The 19,633-nt window shown below is 71.4% G+C and carries 17 protein-coding genes, 1 tRNA gene and 1 pseudogene; 10 read left to right on the top strand and 9 right to left on the bottom strand.

The genetic code is table 11. The features are described 5' to 3' along the window. Positions 1–84 precede the first annotated feature (84 nt). On the bottom strand, positions 85–1,584 hold the full coding sequence (locus ACZ5VD_RS13405; RefSeq protein WP_468682282.1) for an aminopeptidase P family protein: 1,500 nt from the start codon (positions 1,582–1,584) through the stop codon (positions 85–87). Positions 1,585–1,668: 84 nt separating this feature from the next. Next, complete coding sequence (locus ACZ5VD_RS13400; protein WP_468550325.1) at positions 1,669–3,201, bottom strand: PP2C family protein-serine/threonine phosphatase; 1,533 nt, start codon at positions 3,199–3,201, stop codon at positions 1,669–1,671. A gap of 495 nt (positions 3,202–3,696) precedes the next feature. Here ACZ5VD_RS13400 and ACZ5VD_RS13395 point away from each other — a divergent pair, with 495 nt between their 5' ends. Both ACZ5VD_RS13395 and ACZ5VD_RS13390 read left to right on the top strand, forming a co-directional pair. Further along, the gene (locus tag ACZ5VD_RS13395) at positions 3,697–4,362 is read left to right on the top strand and encodes a bifunctional DNA primase/polymerase (protein ID WP_468550137.1); all 666 of its coding nucleotides are present in this window, start codon (positions 3,697–3,699) and stop codon (positions 4,360–4,362) included. A gap of 55 nt (positions 4,363–4,417) precedes the next feature. Next, a complete protein-coding gene (locus ACZ5VD_RS13390) occupies positions 4,418–5,041 on the top strand; it encodes a hypothetical protein (protein WP_468682281.1) in 624 nt (207 codons plus the stop codon). 257 nt (positions 5,042–5,298) lie between these two features. Here ACZ5VD_RS13390 and ACZ5VD_RS13385 read toward each other — a convergent pair whose 3' ends face one another. The 3 genes from ACZ5VD_RS13385 to ACZ5VD_RS13375 form a co-directional block, all read right to left on the bottom strand. After that, positions 5,299–6,288: a DUF5926 family protein gene (locus tag ACZ5VD_RS13385; RefSeq protein WP_468682280.1), complete on the bottom strand. Its 990-nt coding sequence runs from the start codon at positions 6,286–6,288 to the stop codon at positions 5,299–5,301. A gap of 140 nt (positions 6,289–6,428) precedes the next feature. Next, positions 6,429–7,106 carry an ATP-binding protein gene (locus ACZ5VD_RS13380; RefSeq protein WP_468550140.1) on the bottom strand — a complete coding sequence of 226 codons (678 nt, stop codon included), beginning with the start codon at positions 7,104–7,106 and terminating at the stop codon, positions 6,429–6,431. A gap of 174 nt (positions 7,107–7,280) precedes the next feature. Continuing rightward, positions 7,281–8,108: a glycerophosphodiester phosphodiesterase gene (locus ACZ5VD_RS13375; RefSeq protein WP_468682279.1), complete on the bottom strand. Its 828-nt coding sequence runs from the start codon at positions 8,106–8,108 to the stop codon at positions 7,281–7,283. Between the two features lie 264 nt (positions 8,109–8,372). Between ACZ5VD_RS13375 and ACZ5VD_RS13370 the strand changes: the two genes are divergently transcribed. After that, positions 8,373–9,887, top strand: coding sequence for a S1C family serine protease (locus tag ACZ5VD_RS13370; RefSeq protein ID WP_468550142.1), 1,515 nt, complete (start codon positions 8,373–8,375; stop codon positions 9,885–9,887). Positions 9,888–9,944: 57 nt separating this feature from the next. Then, positions 9,945–10,031: transfer RNA gene (locus tag ACZ5VD_RS13365), tRNA-Ser, on the top strand. A gap of 82 nt (positions 10,032–10,113) precedes the next feature. On the opposite strand, the gene ACZ5VD_RS13360 is transcribed toward ACZ5VD_RS13365, so the two are convergent. The 3 genes from ACZ5VD_RS13360 to ACZ5VD_RS13350 all read right to left on the bottom strand — a co-directional run bounded on the left by ACZ5VD_RS13360 (position 10,114) and on the right by ACZ5VD_RS13350 (position 12,131). After that, positions 10,114–10,635: a DinB family protein gene (locus tag ACZ5VD_RS13360; protein WP_468550143.1), complete on the bottom strand. Its 522-nt coding sequence runs from the start codon at positions 10,633–10,635 to the stop codon at positions 10,114–10,116. A 74-nt stretch (positions 10,636–10,709) separates the two neighbouring features. After that, entirely contained in the window at positions 10,710–11,144 is a 435-nt protein-coding gene (locus ACZ5VD_RS13355; RefSeq protein WP_468682278.1) for a hypothetical protein, read from the bottom strand. A 120-nt stretch (positions 11,145–11,264) separates the two neighbouring features. Beyond that, the gene (locus ACZ5VD_RS13350) at positions 11,265–12,131 is read right to left on the bottom strand and encodes a bifunctional DNA primase/polymerase (RefSeq protein ID WP_468550145.1); all 867 of its coding nucleotides are present in this window, start codon (positions 12,129–12,131) and stop codon (positions 11,265–11,267) included. A gap of 365 nt (positions 12,132–12,496) precedes the next feature. Here ACZ5VD_RS13350 and ACZ5VD_RS13345 point away from each other — a divergent pair, with 365 nt between their 5' ends. The 6 genes from ACZ5VD_RS13345 (at position 12,497) to ACZ5VD_RS13320 (ending at position 18,386) form a co-directional block, all read left to right on the top strand. Beyond that, positions 12,497–12,823, top strand: a complete 327-nt coding sequence (locus ACZ5VD_RS13345) for a hypothetical protein (RefSeq protein ID WP_468550146.1) — start codon at positions 12,497–12,499, stop codon at positions 12,821–12,823. A 298-nt stretch (positions 12,824–13,121) separates the two neighbouring features. Beyond that, positions 13,122–14,096, top strand: a complete 975-nt coding sequence (locus ACZ5VD_RS13340) for a bifunctional MaoC family dehydratase N-terminal/OB-fold nucleic acid binding domain-containing protein (RefSeq protein ID WP_468682277.1) — start codon at positions 13,122–13,124, stop codon at positions 14,094–14,096. Then, positions 14,093–14,506 carry a MaoC/PaaZ C-terminal domain-containing protein gene (locus ACZ5VD_RS13335; RefSeq protein WP_468682276.1) on the top strand — a complete coding sequence of 138 codons (414 nt, stop codon included), beginning with the start codon at positions 14,093–14,095 and terminating at the stop codon, positions 14,504–14,506. Before ACZ5VD_RS13340 ends, ACZ5VD_RS13335 begins: the two co-directional genes overlap by 4 nt. Continuing rightward, positions 14,503–15,669, top strand: coding sequence for a lipid-transfer protein (locus ACZ5VD_RS13330; protein WP_468682275.1), 1,167 nt, complete (start codon positions 14,503–14,505; stop codon positions 15,667–15,669). The genes ACZ5VD_RS13335 and ACZ5VD_RS13330 overlap by 4 nt, the downstream gene beginning before the upstream one ends. Before the next feature lie 335 nt (positions 15,670–16,004). After that, positions 16,005–16,562, top strand: a complete 558-nt coding sequence (locus tag ACZ5VD_RS13325; RefSeq protein ID WP_468682274.1) for a SigE family RNA polymerase sigma factor — start codon at positions 16,005–16,007, stop codon at positions 16,560–16,562. A gap of 144 nt (positions 16,563–16,706) precedes the next feature. Continuing rightward, a complete protein-coding gene (locus ACZ5VD_RS13320; protein WP_468550152.1) occupies positions 16,707–18,386 on the top strand; it encodes a long-chain fatty acid--CoA ligase in 1,680 nt (559 codons plus the stop codon). A gap of 581 nt (positions 18,387–18,967) precedes the next feature. Here the strand turns inward: ACZ5VD_RS13320 and ACZ5VD_RS13315 are convergent. Continuing rightward, a pseudogene (locus ACZ5VD_RS13315) lies at positions 18,968–19,560 on the bottom strand (MFS transporter); the annotation flags it as partial. Positions 19,561–19,633: the final 73 nt, after the last annotated feature.

The raw sequence follows: 19,633 nt of genomic DNA, 5'->3' as shown, positions 1-19,633 counted from the left end.
CAACCCCGCCAGGGGCGCGGGACTGTGCCTTGTGCGGCTCCGCCGCGTGGGCGCGACCGGTCACCGCGTGCCCGCTGTCGAGACTCAGCCCTGGGACCCCTTGAGCGAAGCCATCCAGGACTCGACCTCGTCGGACCGGCGAGGAAGCCCGTCCGACAGGTTCCGGTTCCCGTCCTCCGTCACGAGGATGTCGTCCTCGATCCGCACGCCGATCCCCCGGTACTCCTCCGGCACGGTGAGGTCGTCGGCCTGGAAGTACAGCCCCGGCTCCACCGTCAGCACCACACCGGGCTCCAGCACCCCGTCGACATACGACTCCACCCGCGCGGCGGCGCAGTCGTGGACGTCCATGCCGAGCATGTGCCCGGTCCCGTGCAGCGTCCACCGGCGCTGCAGACCCAGCTCCAGCACCCGCTCGACCGGCCCTTCGACGAGCCCCCACGCCACGAGCCGCTCGGTCAGCACCCGCTGCGCCGCGTCGTGGAAGTCCCGGTACTTGCCGCCCGGCTGGACCGCCGCGATGCCGGCCTCCTGGGCGTCGTACACGGCGTCGTAGATCTTCTTCTGGATCTCGCTGAACCGCCCGTCCACGGGCAGCGTGCGCGTGATGTCGGCGGTGTAGTACGTGTGCGTCTCGACGCCCGCGTCGAGCAGCAGCAGGTCGCCGGAGCGCACGGGTCCGTCGTTGCGCACCCAGTGCAGCGTGCAGGCGTGCGGACCGGCCGCGGCGATGGTGCCGTAGCCGACGTCGTTGCCCTCCACACGCGCGCGGAGGAAGAACGTGCCCTCGATGTACCGCTCCGAGGTGACCTCGGCCTTGTGGAGGACCTTGACGACGTCCTCGAAGCCGCGGACGGTCGAGTCGACCGCCTTCTGCAGCTCGCCGATCTCGAACGCGTCCTTGACCAGGCGCGCCTCGGAGAGGAAGACCCGCAGTTCCGCGTCGCGCTCGGCGGTGACCTTGTCGGTCAGCGCGGCCTCGACGGCGGCGTCGTACCCGCGCACGACCCGCACCGGACCGGTGGCCTCGCGCAGCAGGCCGGGCAGCTCGCGCACGTCGGCGGCGGGAATGCCGTACAGCTGCTCGGCCTCGGTGAGGGAGTGCCGGCGGCCGACCCACAGCTCGCCCTGGCCGGAGAGCCAGAACTCGCCGTTCTCGCGGTCGGAGCGCGGCAGGAGGTAGATCGTCGCCCTGTGGCCGTCCGCGGTCGGCTCCAGGACGAGGACGCCGTCCTCCGTCTGGTTGCCGGTGAGGTAGGCGTACTCGACGGAGGCCCGGAAGGCGTACTCGGTGTCGTTCGAGCGGGTCTTCAGGTTGCCCGCGGGGATCACCAGACGCTCGCCCGGGAAGCGCGCGGAGAGCGCGGCGCGGCGGGCGGCGGTCTCGGCGGCCTGCGCGATCGGCTCCAGGTCACGCAGCTCGGTGTCGGCCCAGCCGGACTTCATGCTCTCGGCCAGCTCGTCGGAAACGCCCGGGTACAGGCCGTTCTTCCGCTGCTTGATCGGCTCTTCGGTCTCCTCCGGGCCGGCTGCGTCAGCAGCAGAATCGGATACTGCCGGATTGAGCTCGTCGGCCACGGTCATCCTCCTAGATACGGCACTGGACCCCGTCCATCGTACGGTCGTACGGAACGGGGCCCAGGGCCGAAGGACCTGATCGGTGAAGGGTCACTCGAAGTGAGCGGCGAGCAGCACGACGTCCTCCTCGGAGTCCGCCCCGTCCCGTCCGTCCGGCAGCACGGTCCGCAGGACGTGGTCGGCGATGGCCTCCGGGTCGTGCCGCAGCGCCTTGGGCACGCCGGCCGCCGCCGCGTGCAGCCGGGCGAAGGCACGGTCCGTGGGGTCGCCGGTGCGGTGCAGCAGTCCGTCGGTGTAGAGCAGGATCGTCTCGCCCGCCTCCGCCTGGAACTCCACACTCGGCGCCTCCCAGCAGGCGAGCATCCCGAGGGGGGCCGACACGGAGGTCTCCACGAACTCGGTGCGCCGCTCGCCGACCAGCAGCGGCGGGCAGTGCCCGGCACCGGCCAGCGTGATCTTGCGCAGCGCGGGCTCGCAGTAGGCGAACAGGGCGGTGGCCGAGCGGGCCGGCTCGGTGAGCCGGAGCAGCAGTTCCAGGTCGGACAGGACGGCGACCGGGTCCTCGCCCTCCATCACGGCGTACGCCCGCAGCGAGGCTCTCAGGCGTCCCATCGCGGCGATCGCGCTGGCCCCCGAGCCCGTCACCGAGCCCACCGCGAGGCCGAGCGCGGCGTCCGGCAGCGGCAGCGCGTCGTACCAGTCGCCGCCGCCGCGCGGGCCGGTGCGGTGCCGGGCGGCGAGCCGCACTCCGGCGACCCGGGGGAGCCGGGACGGCAGCAGCTCCTCCGCGATCGTCGCCATGCACGCGCGCGTGCGCTCGACTTCGAGCAGCCGGGCCAGGTGCTCGCCCGCGTACCGGGCGTACAGGCCGACCAGGTGGCGCTGGCGCTCGGTGGGCTCGGCGGGCTCGTCGTAGAGCCATACGGCGGCACCGAGGCGTGCGGCGCACTCGGTCGGCGCACCCACGGAGAGCACGGTCAGGGGCAGCGCGTAGCTCGCGGCGTAGCCGAGGCGGGCGGCCACTTCGCGGTGGCGGGGGTCGAGGCCGTCCTCGGCGAAGAGGTCGGGCTCGGCGATCTCGGCGTCCCCGCCCGGCAGTCCGTCGAGGATCCTGCCGTACGCGAGGGAACCGCGCGGCACGGTCTCCAGGTGCCCGAGGTCGGCGCGGGTGAGGCCGAGGCCGATGGTGGTGTCGGGGCCGAGTCCGTCGCCCGGTTCCAGGACGACGAGTCCGCGGCGGGCGCCCACCAAGGCGGCTCCGGCGCGCAGGAGTTCCTGCAGCGCGTCGGGCAGCGCGTCCGTGCGGGCCAGGCGTTCTGTGAGTTCGTGGAGGGTCGTGAGGTCCGAGACCCAGCCGGCGAGACGGTCCTGGAGCAGGGCGCCCGGTGCGTTCGGCGAGAGCACCACCGGGGTTGCCGAGGCGCCGGGCGCGGGCGCGACAGTGTGTGCGGGCGAGGGAACCGTTGAATCGATTCCGGCCACTTTCGGAGGGTGAGGGGCGTTCATGGTGTCCGGCTTTCCGACCGGTGCGTATTGCTCAAAAGCATCGCAAACCCCCATGTCATTCTGCGCCGCCAGCGGTGTCTCCACATGTACACGCACTCGTAAGGGGATGTCCAGCATTGTCCTGCCGGGATTCCTGGTGTCCATGGGTCACCGGCGCCCCACTTGCCAAAAGGTAAAGTTGGCCTAAAACTGACTCGGGTAACGGGTTATTGCGGTCGACTGGCCTTGCTCCACAGAGCGTCACAACGGTCGTGATGGGTACGTACTCGGTGAAGACCAGGGGTGGTTGGGAACTGCCCGGAACCTGGCGACGGACCCGGGCGTCTTAGCCACCGACGACCGAGCCCCATCCTCCCGTGGCGGAGGCGAAGAGAAATACGCGCGACAGCAAAACGCCAGACTTCGCCACCCCTACGCCACGCCCAAGCTTTTGATAGACCGCAGTGTGGGCGAGGCTGCCGCGGATGCAGCTCAACGTTCGACCCATAGGGGTTCCCCTTGTCATGGACAAGGGTGTGATGCGCCAACAGGTACGCACAGTGAAGTGATCGACACATGGTGTGATGTGGTCCTCGGTGTTGCCAGCGGTGCAACGGAAAGGAACGAGCGCTCATGCGCGAGATCCTCGGAAAGCGACGCAGGCTCCTGTCCCAGCGCAGTGACGGAAGGCCTGAGTTGATCAGCGCGGCCCTGACCTTCGCGACTCAATGGCAGTGGCCCGTACTCCCGGGTGTGGCGTTGGACTCGCAGGGGCACGCCCGCTGCGGGTGCCCCGACCCCGAGTGCACGGTGCCCGGTGCCCACCCCTTCGACCCCGGACTCCTCGCGGCCACCACCGACGAGCGCATGGTGCGCTGGTGGTGGACCAACCGGCCCGCCGCGCCGATCGTCCTGGCCACCGGCGCGAGCGCGCCCTGCGCGGTCAGCCTGCCGGCGCTCGCGGCCGCCCACGCCCTCGCGGTACTCGACCGCAAGGGCATGCGTCTTGGCCCGGTCGTCGCCACGCCCACCCGCTGGGCGCTGCTCGTGAAGCCGTACTCCATGGAGCAGTTGGGCGAACTGCTGTACGCCCAGGACCACGTCCCCGGCTCGCTCCGCTTCCACGGCGAGGGCGGCTATCTCGCCCTGCCGCCCTCGGAGACGGGCCACGGCGAGATCCGCTGGGAGCGCGCGCCGCTGCCCGGCTCGGCCTCTCCGTGGGTGCCCGACGTGGAGGCCGTGGTGGACGCGGTGGTCGAGGCCCTCACTCGTACGGGTGTGAGCGCACCCGAGTTGTAGGGGTGTCGGGCGCGGGCGGACCGGACGCCCGCGCCGGCTCGTTATCTTCCGGTCTATGCAGCGTCATTCTGGGGGACGGCCCCCAGACCCCCGAAGAGTTCGTCTGTTCGCCCTCGTGGGCGTCGTGGCATGCGCGGTCGCGCTGCCGCTGGCCATGGCGTCCGCGGAACAGGTGAGCGGCGAGGGGCACACTCCCGTGCGCGGCTCTTCCGCGCGGGACGCGGAACATCCCTCCCAGAGCGGTGCGCCACGCCCTTCCGGGCCGCCCGGCGACGCCAAGGCCCCCTCCGCCGTACCGACCGGCTCCCCGCTCCTGCTGGGCCTCGGTCTGGCCACGGCCGCCCGCTGCGGTCCCGAACTCACCTCCCCCGACGGCATCGAGGCGCAGACCTGTGTGCTGACGCAGGGTGAGGAGACCTGGGCGCGCACCTACTACCGCAACGCGACCGGCGACGCGCTGGACTCCGTCCTGAGCCTGATGGGTCCCGAAGGGCGCACCGTGCGGATGCACTGCGGGGTGGGCGCGGAGGACGAGCCGGGAACCTGCGAGACACCCCGGGAGCGGACCCGCGGGCACCTGGACGGGTACACGGCGGTCGCGGAGTTCGCGGGGCGGGCCGACGACGGGCCGCTGTTGCTGAGGTCCGGGAGCAACTCCGGTGCCGCTACAGGCGGTTGACGCGCGACGCCGGTGTGTAAAGGCACGGCGTGCAGGTGCGGCGGGCAGATAAAGACCCGGTTGCTGGCGACGGGGGATGCACCAGCAACCGGGCTACTCGAACGGTAACAAGAGATCGGCTGTTCGCAAATTCGATCCCGAGTCGTGCTCGGCTATTCGGACATCGACTGGCTTGTGTCGAGCGGGAGTTGTGAGCGGGGTCACCGGCTCCGGAAGCGTCCGTGCGGCTGACCGACCGGTCAGCCGCACGGTCTTCGTCAACTCAGCGTGACCTGCCGGTTGGTCAGTCCGCCGCGCGCGCGGCGCTCGTCCCCGGTGAGCGGCGCGTCCGTGGCCAGCGCGCCGGCGAGACGCTCGGCGAACTCGGCGGCCGGCTTCTCGATGTCCTCCGCGGTGACCGCGCTCGGCAGGTCCCAGACCGGCACGGTGAGCCCGTGAGCGCGGAAGGAACCCACGAGGCGGGTGCTTTCACCGAGGTTCGACCCGCCCGCCGCGTGCAGTCGTGCGAGGGCGTCCAGAAGTTGCTCCTCCGGGTGCGGCATCACCCAGCGCAGGTGGTTCTTGTCCGGCGTCTCGCACCAGTAGGCGGCGTCCACGCCGGTCAGTCGCACGGTCGGGATCGCCGCGGCGTTGGCCCGCTCCAGGGAGGCGGTCACCTCCGGTGTGGCGTTCTCCGCGTCCGGCACCCAGAACTCGAAGCCCGGATGCACAACTGGCTCGAACGCGCCTTCGGGATCGAGCAGTTCCTGCAGCCGCGGACCGTCCGACGGGGCACGGCGGGACTGGACCGGAGTGCCCGGGTCCGAGGTGAGCGCGCGCTGGAGGGTGTCGGCGAGGTCGCGGCTGATGTCGCCCGACGCCGTGTCGTTCTGCAGGCCGAGCAGGACCGCCCCGTCGTCGCGGCGCAGGGCCGGCCAGGCCATCGGCAGGACCGTGGCCAGCGTGACCGACGGGACGCCCTCGGGGAGGCCGCCCTTCAGTGTCAGCTCCACCGTGGCGGCGGGGACCAGCTCGCGCAGCGCCACCCAGTCGCACTCGCCCGGCAGCCCGTCGAAGGGGCGCTGCACCAGCTCGGTCACCGCGTGCTGGGCGGCCCGGCCGTGACAGGCCTTGTAGCGGCGGCCGCTGCCGCAGGGGCAGGGCTCTCGGGCACCGACGACCGGAACGCTCCCGTCGGCGCTCTTGGCCCGGGCTCCGTCGCTGAGCTGCGGCCGCTTGGCCTTCGTCTGAGGTCGCTTCTTGGCCATGGTGGGTGTCTCCCGGTTACGGCTCGTCTCGTACGGGCGCGAGCCTAGCCCGTTGTGCCGTCAACGACCGGGGCCTGTGGACAACGCGGTCCGTGTGTGCGCCTGTGGACAACGCGCCGTGTCCTTCGGGGAGCGGTCGTTCAGTCCCGGTCGTCGAAGGCGTCCGCGAAACTCAGACCGGACATCTCCGGCATCGCCGAGACCGCCGGGGCCGCGACGCGCGTAGCGAAGCCGTCGCGCCGGTGACCCGAGTCCGAGTGACCGGCGTCCGGGTGGCCGGCGTCCGGGTCGTGCACGTCCTCGTGGACGACGACCCACACCGTGACCTCGCCGCGGGTGTCGTCCCGTACACCCCAGTCGTCGGCCAGCGCGGTGATGATGTTCAGCCCGCGGCCGCCGTGTGCGGTGACCGAGGGCGTGGCCGGAGCCGGGCGGGTGGGCCCGCCGCCGTCCGTCACCTCGACCGTGAGCCTGCCGCCCGTGTCCACCTGCCAGGCGGCCCGGACGTCGCCGTCACCGGCCAGGGCGTCGCCCAGCGGCCGGCCGTGCTTGCAGGCATTGCTCAGGAGTTCGGAAAGAATCAACACGGCGTCGTCGATGACCGTTTCCGACACGCCACCGCTGCGCAGCTGAGTGCGCATCCGGTGCCTTGCCTTGCCCACGCCCGCAGGGCCGTGGGGTACGGCCATGCTCGACGACGCGGGCACCTCTTGTGCCACCACCAACGCCACCCCCGAGACCTCCTTTGCCCCACGCCACGGTGTGGATGCCCCCTTGGCCTGTACCGGAAACCGGCCACCGCAGGGACGGTGACGCATTCGCGGCGATCGAATACGGACCGAACGCGCCGGAGCACTCCCTGTAGCGACGTGGCCGGATTTCGATGGTGTGGCCGAGTTCGGAGGATGGGGCCAGAGGGGCCACCGGGTCAAGAGTCGTGTGCCGCGCGCGTGGTCCCCCGGGCCGGTTCGGTGGCCGCTCCCTCGGTCGGCTCAGCGGCCGAGGCGGTCCAGTACCGCGCGCGGGCGGTTGGTGATGATGGCGTCGACGCCCAGGTCGACGCAGAGATCGACGTCCGCGGACTCGTTCACCGTCCACACGTGCACCTGGTGGCCGGCTCGTTTCAGGCGCTCGATGTACGCCGGGTGATTGCGCACGATCCGGATCGAGGGGCCCGCGATGCCGACGCCCACCGGCAGCCGCCCGTCCCGCAGCCGGGGTGAGACGAACTGCAGCAGATAGACGGTCGGCAGCGACGGCGAGGCGGCCCGCACCCGGTGCAGCGAGCGCGCCGAGAAACTCATCACACGCACCGGCGACTCCTCCGCCGACGCCGGGGCGTCGAGTCCGAACCGCTTCAGCAGCACCAGCAGCCGTTCCTCGACCTGTCCCGCCCAGCGGGTGGGGTGCTTGGTCTCGATGGCCAGCTCCACCCGGCGCCCCGCGTCGGCGACGAGTTCGAGCAGCCGCTCCAGGGTGAGGACGGAGGTGTCCTCGTGGTCCTCGGGGCGGAACTCCCAGTCGGGCTCCTCGTCGCGCGTGCGCCAGAACTCCCGGGTTCTGCGGGAGCCGAAGTCCAGGGCGGCGAGGTCGGCGAGCTCCAGGGCGGAGACCGCTCCGCGGCCGTTGGACGTACGGTTGACGCGACGGTCGTGGACGCAGACGAGATGGCCGTCCGCGGTCAGGCGTACATCGCATTCGAGGGCGTCGGCGCCGTCCTCGATCGCTTTTCGATAAGCGGCCAGCGTGTGCTCGGGGGCCTCTTCCGAGGCTCCGCGGTGGGCGACGACCTGGATCCGGTGCTGTCGTGCGAGGGTCACCGCGTCATGGTGCCACCGCGCGGGGGTACGTGTGCGAACGGAGGCCCTGGCATTGCGCCCTAAATGTCCAGCATGGCCTATATAAAGAATGGCCGCGTACACACAGCCACCGCTTATGGTGCTCTGACGGCCCATAGGAAAAGCTGACGGCGTACAAGTACACATGCACAGCTGCATCGCGCCGGACCGTTCGACCGACCCGAAACGCGAACGCGTGACCGCGTGCGACCGACAACAACAGCCGTGGATCTGAGGAGAGAAGCTGTGAGCACCGAGAACGAGGGCACCGCGGTACCCCCGGCCCCGTCCGCACCCCCCGTGCCGGTGGACACTGCCGCTGCTTCGGCGTCCCAGGAGCCCGCCGCTCCCCACGCGGGCGCCCCGACGACCCCGCTCCCGCCGACGCCGCCGAACACGGGCGGCGCCCCGGAGCAGCTGGTGCACGCGGGCCAGGCACCGGCCTACGCGGCGCCGGGCTCCGGCGGCGCACCGCACGGACACGAAGGCGCGGCCCCGCAGGGCGCCTGGCCGCCTCCGCCGCCCCCGGCCACCCCGTCGTACGCCGACGGCTCCACCGGCCCCGTGCCGTACGCCGGCGAAGGCTCCGGTGGCTCGGGAACGGTCTGGGGCGCCGCCTATCAGCAGCCCGAGCCGAAGCCCCGCAGCGGGCGCGGCGGCCTCGTCGCCGCGATCCTGGTGGCCGCGCTGGTCGCGGGCGGCCTGGGCGGCGGCCTCGGGTACACCCTGGCCAAGAACGGCGACGACAACTCCTCCACGACGGTCTCCGCCTCCGACAGCGGCGGCTCCGTCAAGCGCGACCCCGGCACCGTCGCGGGCGTCGCCGCCAAGGCGCTGCCCAGCACGGTGACCATCGAGGCCGAGTCCACCAGCGGCGAGGGCGGCACCGGCACCGGTTTCGTCTTCGACACCGAGGGCCACATCGTCACCAACAACCACGTGGTGGCCGACGCGGTCGACGGCGGCAAGGTGTCGGCGACCTTCCCGGACGGCAAGAAGTACGACGCGGAGGTCGTGGGCCACGCCCAGGGCTACGACGTCGCCGTCATCAAGCTCAAGAACGCCCCCTCGGACCTCAATCCGCTCACCCTCGGCAACTCCGACAAGGTCGCGGTCGGCGACTCGACCATCGCGATCGGCGCCCCCTTCGGCCTCTCCAACACGGTCACGACGGGCATCATCAGCGCCAAGAACCGCCCCGTGGCCTCCAGCGACGGCACCGGCAGCAACGCGTCCTACATGAGCGCCCTGCAGACCGACGCCTCCATCAACCCCGGCAACTCCGGCGGCCCGCTGCTGGACGCGCAGGGCAACGTCATCGGCATCAACTCCGCGATCCAGTCCAGCAGCAGCGGCGGCCTCGGCGGCACCAGCCAGTCCGGCTCCATCGGCCTCGGCTTCGCCATCCCGATCAACCAGGCCAAGTACGTCGCCCAGCAGCTGATCCAGAACGGCAAGCCCGTCTACGCCAAGATCGGCGCGTCCGTCTCCCTGGAGGACGGCACCGGCGGTGCCCAGATCACCGACAAGGGCGCCAGCGGCGCCGACCCGGTCGAGGCGGGCGGCCCCGCGGCCAAGGCCGGCCTCAAGCCCGGCGACGTGATCACCAAGCTCGACGACCGGGTGATCGACTCCGGCCCCACCCTCATCGGTGAGATCTGGACCCACAAGCCCGGCGACAAGGTCACCATCACCTACGAACGCTCCGGCAAGACCGACACGGTCGAACTCACCCTGGCCTCCCGCACGGGCGACAGCTGACCCCCACCGACCCACGCCACCCGTTACTCTTGTCCCGCGCTGCCGGTGGCGGCGCGGGGTGGGTTGCCCGAGCGGCCTAAGGGAACGGTCTTGAAAACCGTCGTCGCAGCGATGTGACCGTGGGTTCAAATCCCACACCCACCGCAGGTGTTCGAAGGGGCGCCCCGATCCGGGGCGCCCCTTCGTGTGTGTGCCGGCCGTGTCCCTTCGCGGGTGGTTCCGGTGGCTAGGCCGCCGCTCGCAGCAATCGCAGCTGGCCGATCTCCGCCGCGTTCTTCATCAGCTCGGCGTTCGCCCAGGCGAGCATGTCGGCGACGGTGTGTTCGGGGTCGTGCTGCCAGGGGAAGGGGGCCGGGGCGGAGAGGTCGGTGTCGGTGAGGCGGGCCAGGGCGGTCAGCCAGGCCGCGCGGAGGTCGCGGAGCCATTCGACCGTGGGTTTTCCGGCGCCGGGCCAGGTGACCTCGGTGCGGGCGCGGGGTGGACGGTCCTCGATGTGGTCGAGGGTGGTGCCCCACCACCAGCCGATGTGCCAGCTCAGCCAGCCGATGGTCGGGACCGGGACCGGGTCGGGCTCGGTGTCCGCCCAGTCCGGGGTCCAGGTGCCGTCGGCGCCGCGGCGTACCGTCCAGCAGTGGGGCACCGGTTCCCACAGGAAGTCCTCGGGTTCGAGCCGGTCGAGATGGTATTCGAACAGCGCCCAGGTCAGGTCGAACTGTCGGCGCAGCAGGTCGGATTGGGAAACGGTCACTCGGCGACACTGGCACAGCGAGGGCCCGGCCGAAACGGGATTTCTGAAGGCGGCGGGGGAGGCGGGCCAGGGGGCTACTGCTCGTGGTCCCGTGCCAGTTCCTCCCAGGCCAGGTCCCGCAGCGCGGCCTCCGCGGCGCAGTGGGACGGCATCTGTGTCGTGGGCTGGAACCAGACGACCGTGAGGGCCGAGCGGAACAGGACCGGGTCGTGGGCGGGATCGAGCGCCGTGGAGCGGAAGGAGCCGACGCAGGCCACGGCGGGCAGCAGTTCGACGGGGCCGAGGCCGCCGGCGTACTGGTCGGGGTACTCGCGCGGCGGCGGGACCAGGTGCACGGGGGTGGCGGGGAAGGTGTGCTCGGCGCTGCGCAGGAGGCTCTTGATGCGCATCTCGTTGACCGGCTTGCAGGGGTAGCCCTCCAGCATCGCGCCGTACGTGGAGGAGAGCCTCAGCTCGGAGAGGTCGAGTGAGCGGCCGGAGGTGAGGACCATGCGGGTCAGGGCGGACATGGTCGGCGCTCCTGGGCGGTGGTGGTGCATCGTGCTCCCGTGGATGTCCGGCTCCCCCGGGATTCTCTTCGCGTTCCCCGGTGCTCTTCGCTCCCCCTGGTCCTCCTCGGCCTCCGCCCGTTACGGCTGGTGGCCCGTCATCCGGGCCGCCGACGCGATCGTCGCGCGGGCCTCGTGTTCGCTGAGCCCGGTGTTGAGGGCCGCGTCGACCAGGGGGTCGACGAGGGCGGCGCCGATGCCGTCCTCGTAGGCGCGGCAGGCCGCCCAGAACAGGCGGGTGTTGCGCTGGCCCTCGTGGGCGGCGAGGACGAACTGGACGAGGCCCTGTCCGTGTCCGCCGGCCGACGGGGGTGTGGGGTGGTGGCTGCGGGGCGGTGGGAGCAGGAGGCGGAGCAGGGCGGCCGGGCAGGCCGCGGGGGCGAGGTGGGCGGTGCCGGGGGCGGTGGCGTACGTGCCGCGGTCGGTGCGGGAGCCGGGGCCGACGAGGTAGCCGCCGGCGCCCCGGATGTCGATGCCGGGGGCGAGCCGGCCGGCCGAGTTGGGGACGACGACGTCGGGCGGGCCGCTGAGCCAGAGGTGGCGGCCACCGCTGGGGGTCAGGACGACGACGGTGTCGGGGATCGTGAACAGGTGGCGGAGGGCCAGTTCGCGCAGGGCGGCCGAGGAGTCCGTGTCGGACTTGGTGTCGAGGTCGACGCCGATCAGATGGTGCGGCGGGAGGCCGCACGCGATGCCGTAGCCGGTCGCCCAGGGTGCGGCGGTGAACAGTTCGCGGATGCGTGCCGGGTCGGTGGCGGCGTCGTAGACCCCGTGGCCCGGCTGCCCGCACTCGCCGTGGCAGGGCGGGGCGGTGGGGTCGTCGCGGTGGGGGGAGCGCAGGGCCGGGAGCTTCGTCCGGGACAGGGGGATGACGGCCAGTCCGCGTTCGGCGGCTGACAGGGCGTGTGCGAGGGCCAGCGTCGTGGCCTGCCGGTCGGTGGTGGCCATGGCTCTATTTTCGTACATGTGTTCGAGAAAGGGAAGGGGTGAGAGGGGCGACGCGCCGGGCGGGCCGGATTGGCCGGAAATGTGCCGGAACGCTTCACCTCTTGCGGCTCTTGAGAGGAGCTGCCCGAGGGTGTCCTGAACCATCCTGGGCTGACACGGAAGGTCACGAAAGGGGTTTATCGACTTGTCATCACGCTTGAGGGCGAATAACGGCTTCCGGGGTGGTTCGCCGGGGATTCGGTGGGCAACTCTGATCTCGCGACGTCAGCACCACACCGGGGCGGTCGGCCAACTGCCCTGGTAGAAGCCGTATTTCACGTACGACCGGCTCCACGGCCGGTGCGTACATGTTCTGGAGGAACAACATGGCAAGCATCCGTACCGCCCGCGTCATCGCCGCCGTCTCCGCCCTCCCGCTCGCAGCCGCGCTCTTCACCGGCGTCGCGACGGCGGACAACGGTGCGATCGCGGACGACGGATCGAATGCGTCCGTGGCGAACGCCGTCGCGGGCATCGTCGGCAGTGGCGTCGGCGGTGACAACAACGGCAACTCGTCCACCACGCAGCAGCAGGCGGTCGGCTCCGGAGCCTCGAACCAGAGCAACACCGCCCAGGTCAACGGCTCCGCGTTCACGGCCGTCAACCAGGGGAACAACAACACGTCCGTCAACTTCACCCCCCTGTGGTGGTGATCTGAGGGAGTCGGCCCTCTGGCGCCGACTCCCTGAACTCCCGTGCGTGGGGTGCTGTGTGGGGTGACCAACGTCTGCGCGGCGGTGCTACGGCATCGCCGCGCAGACGTTTTCGTGCCGTCGTGCGGGCGTCCCTTGACACCCCCGCATATCTGACGGACAGTCAGAAATCTTCGTGAGACGGGTGGGAACCGGTCCGGCGGCCGCGGTGTACCAGAAGTGTGCAGACGAGTGCGGCACGGATCGACGGACCGACGGACCGACGGACCGACGGGATGACGAGACCGACGAGGGGGCGATGGTGAACACCGAACAGGAGGTGGGGGGCGACCTGGGCGGCTCGGACGACCAGGACGGCTCGGACGCCTTGGCGGACCTGGAGAAGAGGCTGAAGGCCTACGAGGGCCGGCCCTCCGCGATCGCCGGCATCGGCAAGGACCCCGTCAACGCGCCCATGATCCGGCACTGGTGCGAGGCGATGGGCGACACCGACCCGGCGTACACCGGCCCGGACGCCGTCGCACCGCCCACCATGCTCCAGGTGTGGACCATGGGCGGCCTCTCCGGCCACACCGGGCGGACCGAGGCGTACGGCGAACTCCTCGCCCTGCTCGACGAGTCGGGCTGCACCTCGGTGGTCGCCACCGACTGCGAGCAGGAGTACCTGAGAGCCCTGCGCCCCGGCGACGAGATCACCTTCGACGTGATGATCGAGTCGGTGTCGTCCCGCAAGACGACCAAGCTCGGCACGGGGTACTTCGTGACGACCCGCATGGACGTCCGGGTGGGCCAGGAACTCGCCGGCACCCACCGCTTCCGCATCCTCAAGTACGCCCCCGCGAGCCGCCCGGAGAAGCGCCCCGCACGCCCAGAGCGCCCCCGGCCCGTCGTCAACCGCGACAACGCCGGCTTCTGGGAGGGCGTCCGGCAGCACCGGCTGCTCATCCAGCGCTGCACGGACTGCGGCACCCTGCGCCACCCCTGGCTGCCCGGCTGCAACACCTGCGGTTCCCCCGACTGGGACACCGTCGAGGCGAGCGGCGAGGGCACGGTCCATTCGTACGTCGTCATGCACCACCCGCCCTTCCCCGCCTTCGACCCTCCCTACGCGGTCGCCCTGGTCGAGCTGGCCGAAGGCGTCCGGATGATCAGCAACGTGGTGGGAGTGCCGCACGACGAGGTCCGGATCGGCCGCCCGGTCCGGCTCGAATTCCAGCGGTACGACGAGGAGTTGGTGCTGCCTGTCTTCCGCGCCCGGGAGGGGACCGCATGAAACCCGGTGACACACTGCCGCCCCTGGAGATCCCGATCACCCGCACCCTCGTCGTCGCCGGGGCCATCGCCTCCCGCGACTACCAGGACGTCCACCACGACCCCGAACTGGCCCGCCAGAAGGGCTCCCCCGACATCTTCATGAACATCCTGACGACGAACGGACTGGTGGGGAGGTACATCACGGACCACTTCGGTCCGCGCGCCGCACTCCGCAAGGTGGCCATCCGGCTCGGCGCCCCCAACCACCCCGGGGACACGATGGTGTTGACGGGCACGATCGAGGACGTGGCGGGTGACACCACGACGGTCCGTGTGACCGGGACCAACGGCATCGGCAGACATGTGACCGGCACGGTGATCGTCACCCTCCCGCCGGCCGACCCGGCGGAGGAGGGTGAGGCGGGATGAGCGTGCGTACGCGCGACACCCTCGGTGGACGGGCGGCGATCGTCGGCATCGGGGCGACGGAGTTCTCCAAGGACTCGGGGCGCAGCGAGCTGCGGCTGGCGGCCGAGGCGGTGCGGGCGGCGCTCGACGACGCCGGGCTGCGGCCGGCCGACGTGGACGGGATGGTCACGTTCACGATGGACACCAGCCCGGAGATCAGCGTGGCCCAGGCCTGCGGGATGGGCGAGCTGTCCTTCTTCTCCCGCGTCCACTACGGCGGCGGCGCGGCCTGCGCGACCGTCCAGCAGGCGGCGCTCGCCATCGCCGCGGGCGTGGCCGAGGTGGTGGTCTGCTACCGCGCGTTCAACGAGAGGTCGGGGCGGAGATTCGGCTCGGGTGTGCAGCACCGGGAGCCGTCGGCCGAGGGGGTCGCGCTCGGCTGGTCCCTCCCCTTCGGGCTGCTCACCCCGGCGTCCTGGGTGGCGATGGCCGCCCAGCGCTATCTGCACACGTACGGCCTGACCCCGGAGGCCTTCGGGCAGGTGGCGGTGGTGGACCGCGGGTACGCGGCGACCAACCCGGCGGCGTACTTCCACGGCCGGCCCATCACCCTCGCCGACCACGCGGCCTCCCGCTGGATCGTCGAGCCGCTGCGGCTGCTGGACTGCTGCCAGGAGACCGACGGCGGCCAGGCGCTGGTCGTCACCTCGGTGGAGCGGGCCCGCGATCTGCCCCACCCGCCCGCCGTCGTCGTGGCGGCCGCCCAGGGCGCGGGCCGGGCGCAGGAGCAGATGACCAGCTTCTACCGCGACGACCTGACCGGCCTGCCGGAGATGGGCGTGGTGGCCCGCCAGCTCTGGCGGACCTCGGGATGCACACCGGCCGACATCGACGTGGGGATCCTCTACGACCACTTCACACCGTTCGTGCTGATGCAGCTGGAGGAGTTCGGGTTCTGCGCAAGAGGGGAGGCGGCGGACTTCGTACACCGGGCGGAGCTGCCGATCAACACCCACGGCGGCCAGCTCGGGGAGGCGTATCTGCACGGTATGAACGGCATCGCGGAAGGCGTACGACAGCTACGGGGCACGGCGGTGAACGGGATACCGGGGGCGGAGCGGGTGCTGGTGACGGCGGGGACAGGGGTGCCGACGTCGGGACTGGTGCTCGGCGCCGACGGATGAACCGGGCGGGCGGCGGTCTCCACCCTCCCGGGTCCACCCCTCCCGTCCACTCCACCAGGTCCACGAGGTCGTCCAGGTCCTCCAGGTCCACGAGGCCGTTCAGGTCCACCAGGTCGTCTAAGTCCCTCAGGTCCTTCAGGTCCCTCCAGGCCCCCTCGGATCAGCCTTCGGGTCGCTTTCCGGGTCCGCCCCCCAGGGGTAATCCCGCAGTAGTCCCGGGGCGCTCGTCCACCTTCAGGAGGTGCAGCCAGCACCACCCCTACAACCTGAGGCGGACCTGTCTTCGGGACCTGCGGCCGATGAGCCGGAGGCGCCCTCACTCTTAGCGTGGAGCCATGACCACACTCGTCTGCTCCAGCGCTTCGAAGGCCGCCACTCCGGCGACGCAGACCCTTCCGTACCCGTCGTTCTCGTCGTACGTGAAGGCACGCCAGCCGGTGCTGCTGCGTACCGCCCGGTCGCTGACCGCGAACCCGAGCGACGCGGAGGACCTGCTGCAGACCGCGCTCACCAAGACGTATGTCGCCTGGGAACGCATCGAGGACCACCGTGCGCTGGACGGCTATGTGCGCCGCGCGCTGCTGAACACGCGGACGTCGCAGTGGCGCAAGCGCAAGGTCGACGAGTTCGTGTGCGACGAGCTGCCCGAGCCGGAGCCGGTGGCCGTCGGGGACGACCCGGCCGAGCGACAGGCGCTGCACGACGCGATGTGGCGGGCGATCATGAAACTGCCCGCCCGGCAGCGGGCGATGGTCGTCCTCAGGTACTACGAGGATCTCAGCGAGGTACAGACGGCCGAGGTGCTCGGGGTGTCGGTGGGCACGGTGAAGTCGGCGGTGTCCCGGGCCCTGGGCAAGCTGCGCGAGGACCCGGAACTGGTGCTGGCCCGATAGCGGAGCCGGTCGCTCCCTTTGTGGGGCCGTTCCCTATCCTCTTCACGTGGTGAACGCAACGTGATGTGATCGATCACTCTTCCCTAGTGACATACCGAGCGGTATGCGCGCAGACTTTGCGCAACCCTTACCACCGCGTAGGCAATGTCGCCCCGGGAGGATTCCGTGCTGAGCACCATGCAGGACGTACCGCTGCTGATCTCCAGGATCCTGACCCACGGGTCCAGGATTCACGGCACATCACAGGTGATCACATGGACCGGCGAGGCCGAGCCGCACCGGCGCTCCTTCGCCGAGATCGGCGACCGTGCGGCCCAGTTGGCACACGCGCTGCGGGACGACCTCGGCGTCACGGGCGACGACAGGGTTGCCACGCTCGCCTGGAACAACGCGGAGCATGTCGAGGCGTACTTCGCGATCCCGTCGATGGGCGCGGTCCTGCACACCCTCAACCTGCGGCTGCCTCCCGAGCAGTTGGCGTGGATCGTGAACCACGCGGCCGACCGGGTCGTGATCGCCAACGGCTCGCTGCTGCCCCTGCTCGCCCCGCTGCTCCCGCATCTGAAGACGGTCGAGCACGTGGTGGTGACGGGCCCGGGCGACCGTTCGCTGCTCGCGGGCGTCGACGGCGTCCAGGTGCACGAGTACGAGGAGATCGTCGCCGGCAAGCCGACCACGTTCGACTGGCCGGAGCTGGACGAACGCCAGGCGGCGGCGATGTGTTACACCTCCGGCACCACGGGCGACCCCAAGGGCGTGGTGTACAGCCACCGTTCGATCTACCTGCACTCCATGCAGGTCAACATGGCCCAGTCGATGGGCCTGACGGACCAGGACACCTCGCTCGTCGTGGTCCCGCAGTTCCACGTCAACGCCTGGGGCCTGCCGCACGCGACCTTCATGACCGGCGTGAACATGCTGATGCCGGACCGCTTCCTCCAGCCGGCCCCGCTCGCCCAGATGATCGAGTCGGAGAAGCCCTCGCACGCGGCGGCCGTGCCCACCATCTGGCAGGGCCTGCTCGCCGAGTTGACCGCCAAGCCGCGTGACGTCTCCTCCCTCACCCAGGTCACCATCGGCGGCTCGGCCTGTCCGCCCTCGCTGATGGAGGCCTTCGACAAGCTCGGCATGCGGGTCTGCCACGCGTGGGGCATGACGGAGACCTCCCCGCTCGGCACCATCGCCCGGCCCCCGGCCCATGTGGTGGGTACGGAGGCGGAGTTGGCGTACCGGCTGACGCAGGGCCGGTTCCCGGCGGGCGTCGAGGCCCGCCTCACCGGCCCCGGCGGCGAACGCCTCCCCTGGGACGGCGAGTCGGCCGGCGAACTGGAGGTCCGTGGCGCGTGGATCGCGGGCGCCTACTACAACGGCCCCGACTCCGAACCGCTGCGCCCCGACGACAAGTTCAGCGAGGACGGCTGGCTGAAGACGGGCGACGTCGGCACCATCTCCACCGACGGCTTCCTCACACTCACCGACCGTGCCAAGGACGTCATCAAGTCCGGCGGCGAGTGGATCTCGTCGGTGGAGCTGGAGAACGCGCTGATGGCCCACCCGGACGTCGCCGAGGCGGCCGTCGTCGCCGTCCCCGACGAGAAGTGGGGCGAGCGCCCGCTGGCCACGGTCGTCCTCAAGGAGGGCTCCACCGCCGACTTCGACGCCCTGCGTGCCTTCCTCGCCGACGAGGGCCACATCGCCAAATGGCAGCTCCCGGAGCGCTGGACGATCGTCGAGGCGGTGCCGAAGACCAGCGTCGGCAAGTTCGACAAGAAGGTGCTGCGCCGGCAGTACGCGGCCGGGGAACTGGACGTCACCCAGGTCTGAACCCGACGCCGTGGGTACGTCCGATGCCCCCGGTACGCCTGGAGTCCCGGGTACGTCCGACGTCCTGGGTACGCCCCACGTCCCGCGTACGCCGGGTGGTTCGGGTACGCCGGTCACCCCGGGTACGCCGGTCATCCCGGGCGGCGCGGGGCGGGTGGGCCCTCTGAGGTCCCCCGCCCGGCGCCGTCGCCGTCACGGCCCGGCGCACCCGCCGGGGTCGTCGCCCCGCGCCCGTCCACGTCACTGCCCGGTGCAGGCCGAGTTCCACTCTTCGACGCCGGGCGACGTCACCGCCCGGCGCCGCTCGTCGAGCAACGCACCCGGCGTGCCCCGTCGAGTTCTCAGCCCGATGACCAGCCGAGGCGGGACAGCCCGGCCCCTCGCCAACGCTCTGTCCTGCGCCCACCGAGCCCATTGACCGGCGACCGGCGGCTGACGACCGGTGCCCCATCAATGTCGTCGCCCGGCCGCCCGTCCACCGAGCCCGCGCCCCGGCGTCCCCCAACGCCCCCGCCATCGCCCTGAGTCCGCCGGACTCACTCCCCGCGCCCACCGACCTCACCGCCCGGCCTCCGCCGAACTCACCGCCGTACCCCCGTAGTAACCCAGCCCAGCACCAGCCACGCCCCGCCACCCCGCACACCCCGTCCCACCCGAAGTGGGTGAAGGCCGAGCCGGCGAGGGCCGATGCGGTGGCGCCGCCCGCGAATCCCGCGACCACGTAGGCGGTGTTGGCGGTGGCCGGGGTGGAGGTGGTGGTGAGGGCGAGGGTCTGGTTGGCGACGTGGGAGGCGACCAGAGCGGCGTGGACGGCTATCGCGGCCACGAACAGCGCCACCATCACGTGCCCGCCGAGCCAGAACAGCGGTACGGACACGGCGGCGAGAACGTACGCGGACCGTACGACCCTGGCGGCGCCGAACCGGTCGACGAAGCCGCCGGCCAGGGGCGCGACCACGCTTGCCGCCAGCCCGAACAGGCCGAAGAGCCCGGCGGTCGCGGTGGTGAGACCGTAACCTCCCGCACTTCCCGAACCGCCCACCCCTCCCGCGTCGTTCGCCGTGAGCAGCAGCGCGAGCGAGGTCCACAGGGCGCTCCAGGCGCCGTACATCCCGGCTTGGCGCACGCACGCGCGCCACAGGTCGGGCGAGTGGCGGACGACGGACGGCAGGGCGGCGTACGGACGCCCCTCGTTCCGTAGCGCACCTCGTACCGCTGCGCCCCTCGTACCGTTGCCCCGCGCGGTG

The organism is Streptomyces sp. NPDC032822, from assembly GCF_055578825.1.
Note: the sequence above shows the minus strand (reverse complement) of the source record. Positions and strands in the feature narration are given on the sequence as shown.

What these genes read in the sequence shown, in the direction of transcription:
- ACZ5VD_RS13400 (WP_468550325.1), bottom strand. Translation starts at nt 3,201, where the DNA reads ATGCTGGACATCCCCTTACGAGTGCGTGTACATGTGGAGACACCGCTG.
- ACZ5VD_RS13405 (WP_468682282.1), bottom strand. Translation starts at nt 1,584, where the DNA reads ATGACCGTGGCCGACGAGCTCAATCCGGCAGTATCCGATTCTGCTGCT.
- ACZ5VD_RS13385 (WP_468682280.1), bottom strand. Translation starts at nt 6,288, where the DNA reads ATGGCCAAGAAGCGACCTCAGACGAAGGCCAAGCGGCCGCAGCTCAGC.
- ACZ5VD_RS13340 (WP_468682277.1), top strand. Translation starts at nt 13,122, where the DNA reads ATGGTGAACACCGAACAGGAGGTGGGGGGCGACCTGGGCGGCTCGGAC.
- ACZ5VD_RS13325 (WP_468682274.1), top strand. Translation starts at nt 16,005, where the DNA reads ATGACCACACTCGTCTGCTCCAGCGCTTCGAAGGCCGCCACTCCGGCG.
- ACZ5VD_RS13395 (WP_468550137.1), top strand. Translation starts at nt 3,697, where the DNA reads ATGCGCGAGATCCTCGGAAAGCGACGCAGGCTCCTGTCCCAGCGCAGT.
- ACZ5VD_RS13355 (WP_468682278.1), bottom strand. Translation starts at nt 11,144, where the DNA reads ATGTCCGCCCTGACCCGCATGGTCCTCACCTCCGGCCGCTCACTCGAC.
- ACZ5VD_RS13345 (WP_468550146.1), top strand. Translation starts at nt 12,497, where the DNA reads ATGGCAAGCATCCGTACCGCCCGCGTCATCGCCGCCGTCTCCGCCCTC.
- ACZ5VD_RS13390 (WP_468682281.1), top strand. Translation starts at nt 4,418, where the DNA reads ATGCAGCGTCATTCTGGGGGACGGCCCCCAGACCCCCGAAGAGTTCGT.
- ACZ5VD_RS13330 (WP_468682275.1), top strand. Translation starts at nt 14,503, where the DNA reads ATGAGCGTGCGTACGCGCGACACCCTCGGTGGACGGGCGGCGATCGTC.
- ACZ5VD_RS13350 (WP_468550145.1), bottom strand. Translation starts at nt 12,131, where the DNA reads ATGGCCACCACCGACCGGCAGGCCACGACGCTGGCCCTCGCACACGCC.
- ACZ5VD_RS13380 (WP_468550140.1), bottom strand. Translation starts at nt 7,106, where the DNA reads ATGCGTCACCGTCCCTGCGGTGGCCGGTTTCCGGTACAGGCCAAGGGG.
- ACZ5VD_RS13320 (WP_468550152.1), top strand. Translation starts at nt 16,707, where the DNA reads ATGTCGCCCCGGGAGGATTCCGTGCTGAGCACCATGCAGGACGTACCG.
- ACZ5VD_RS13335 (WP_468682276.1), top strand. Translation starts at nt 14,093, where the DNA reads ATGAAACCCGGTGACACACTGCCGCCCCTGGAGATCCCGATCACCCGC.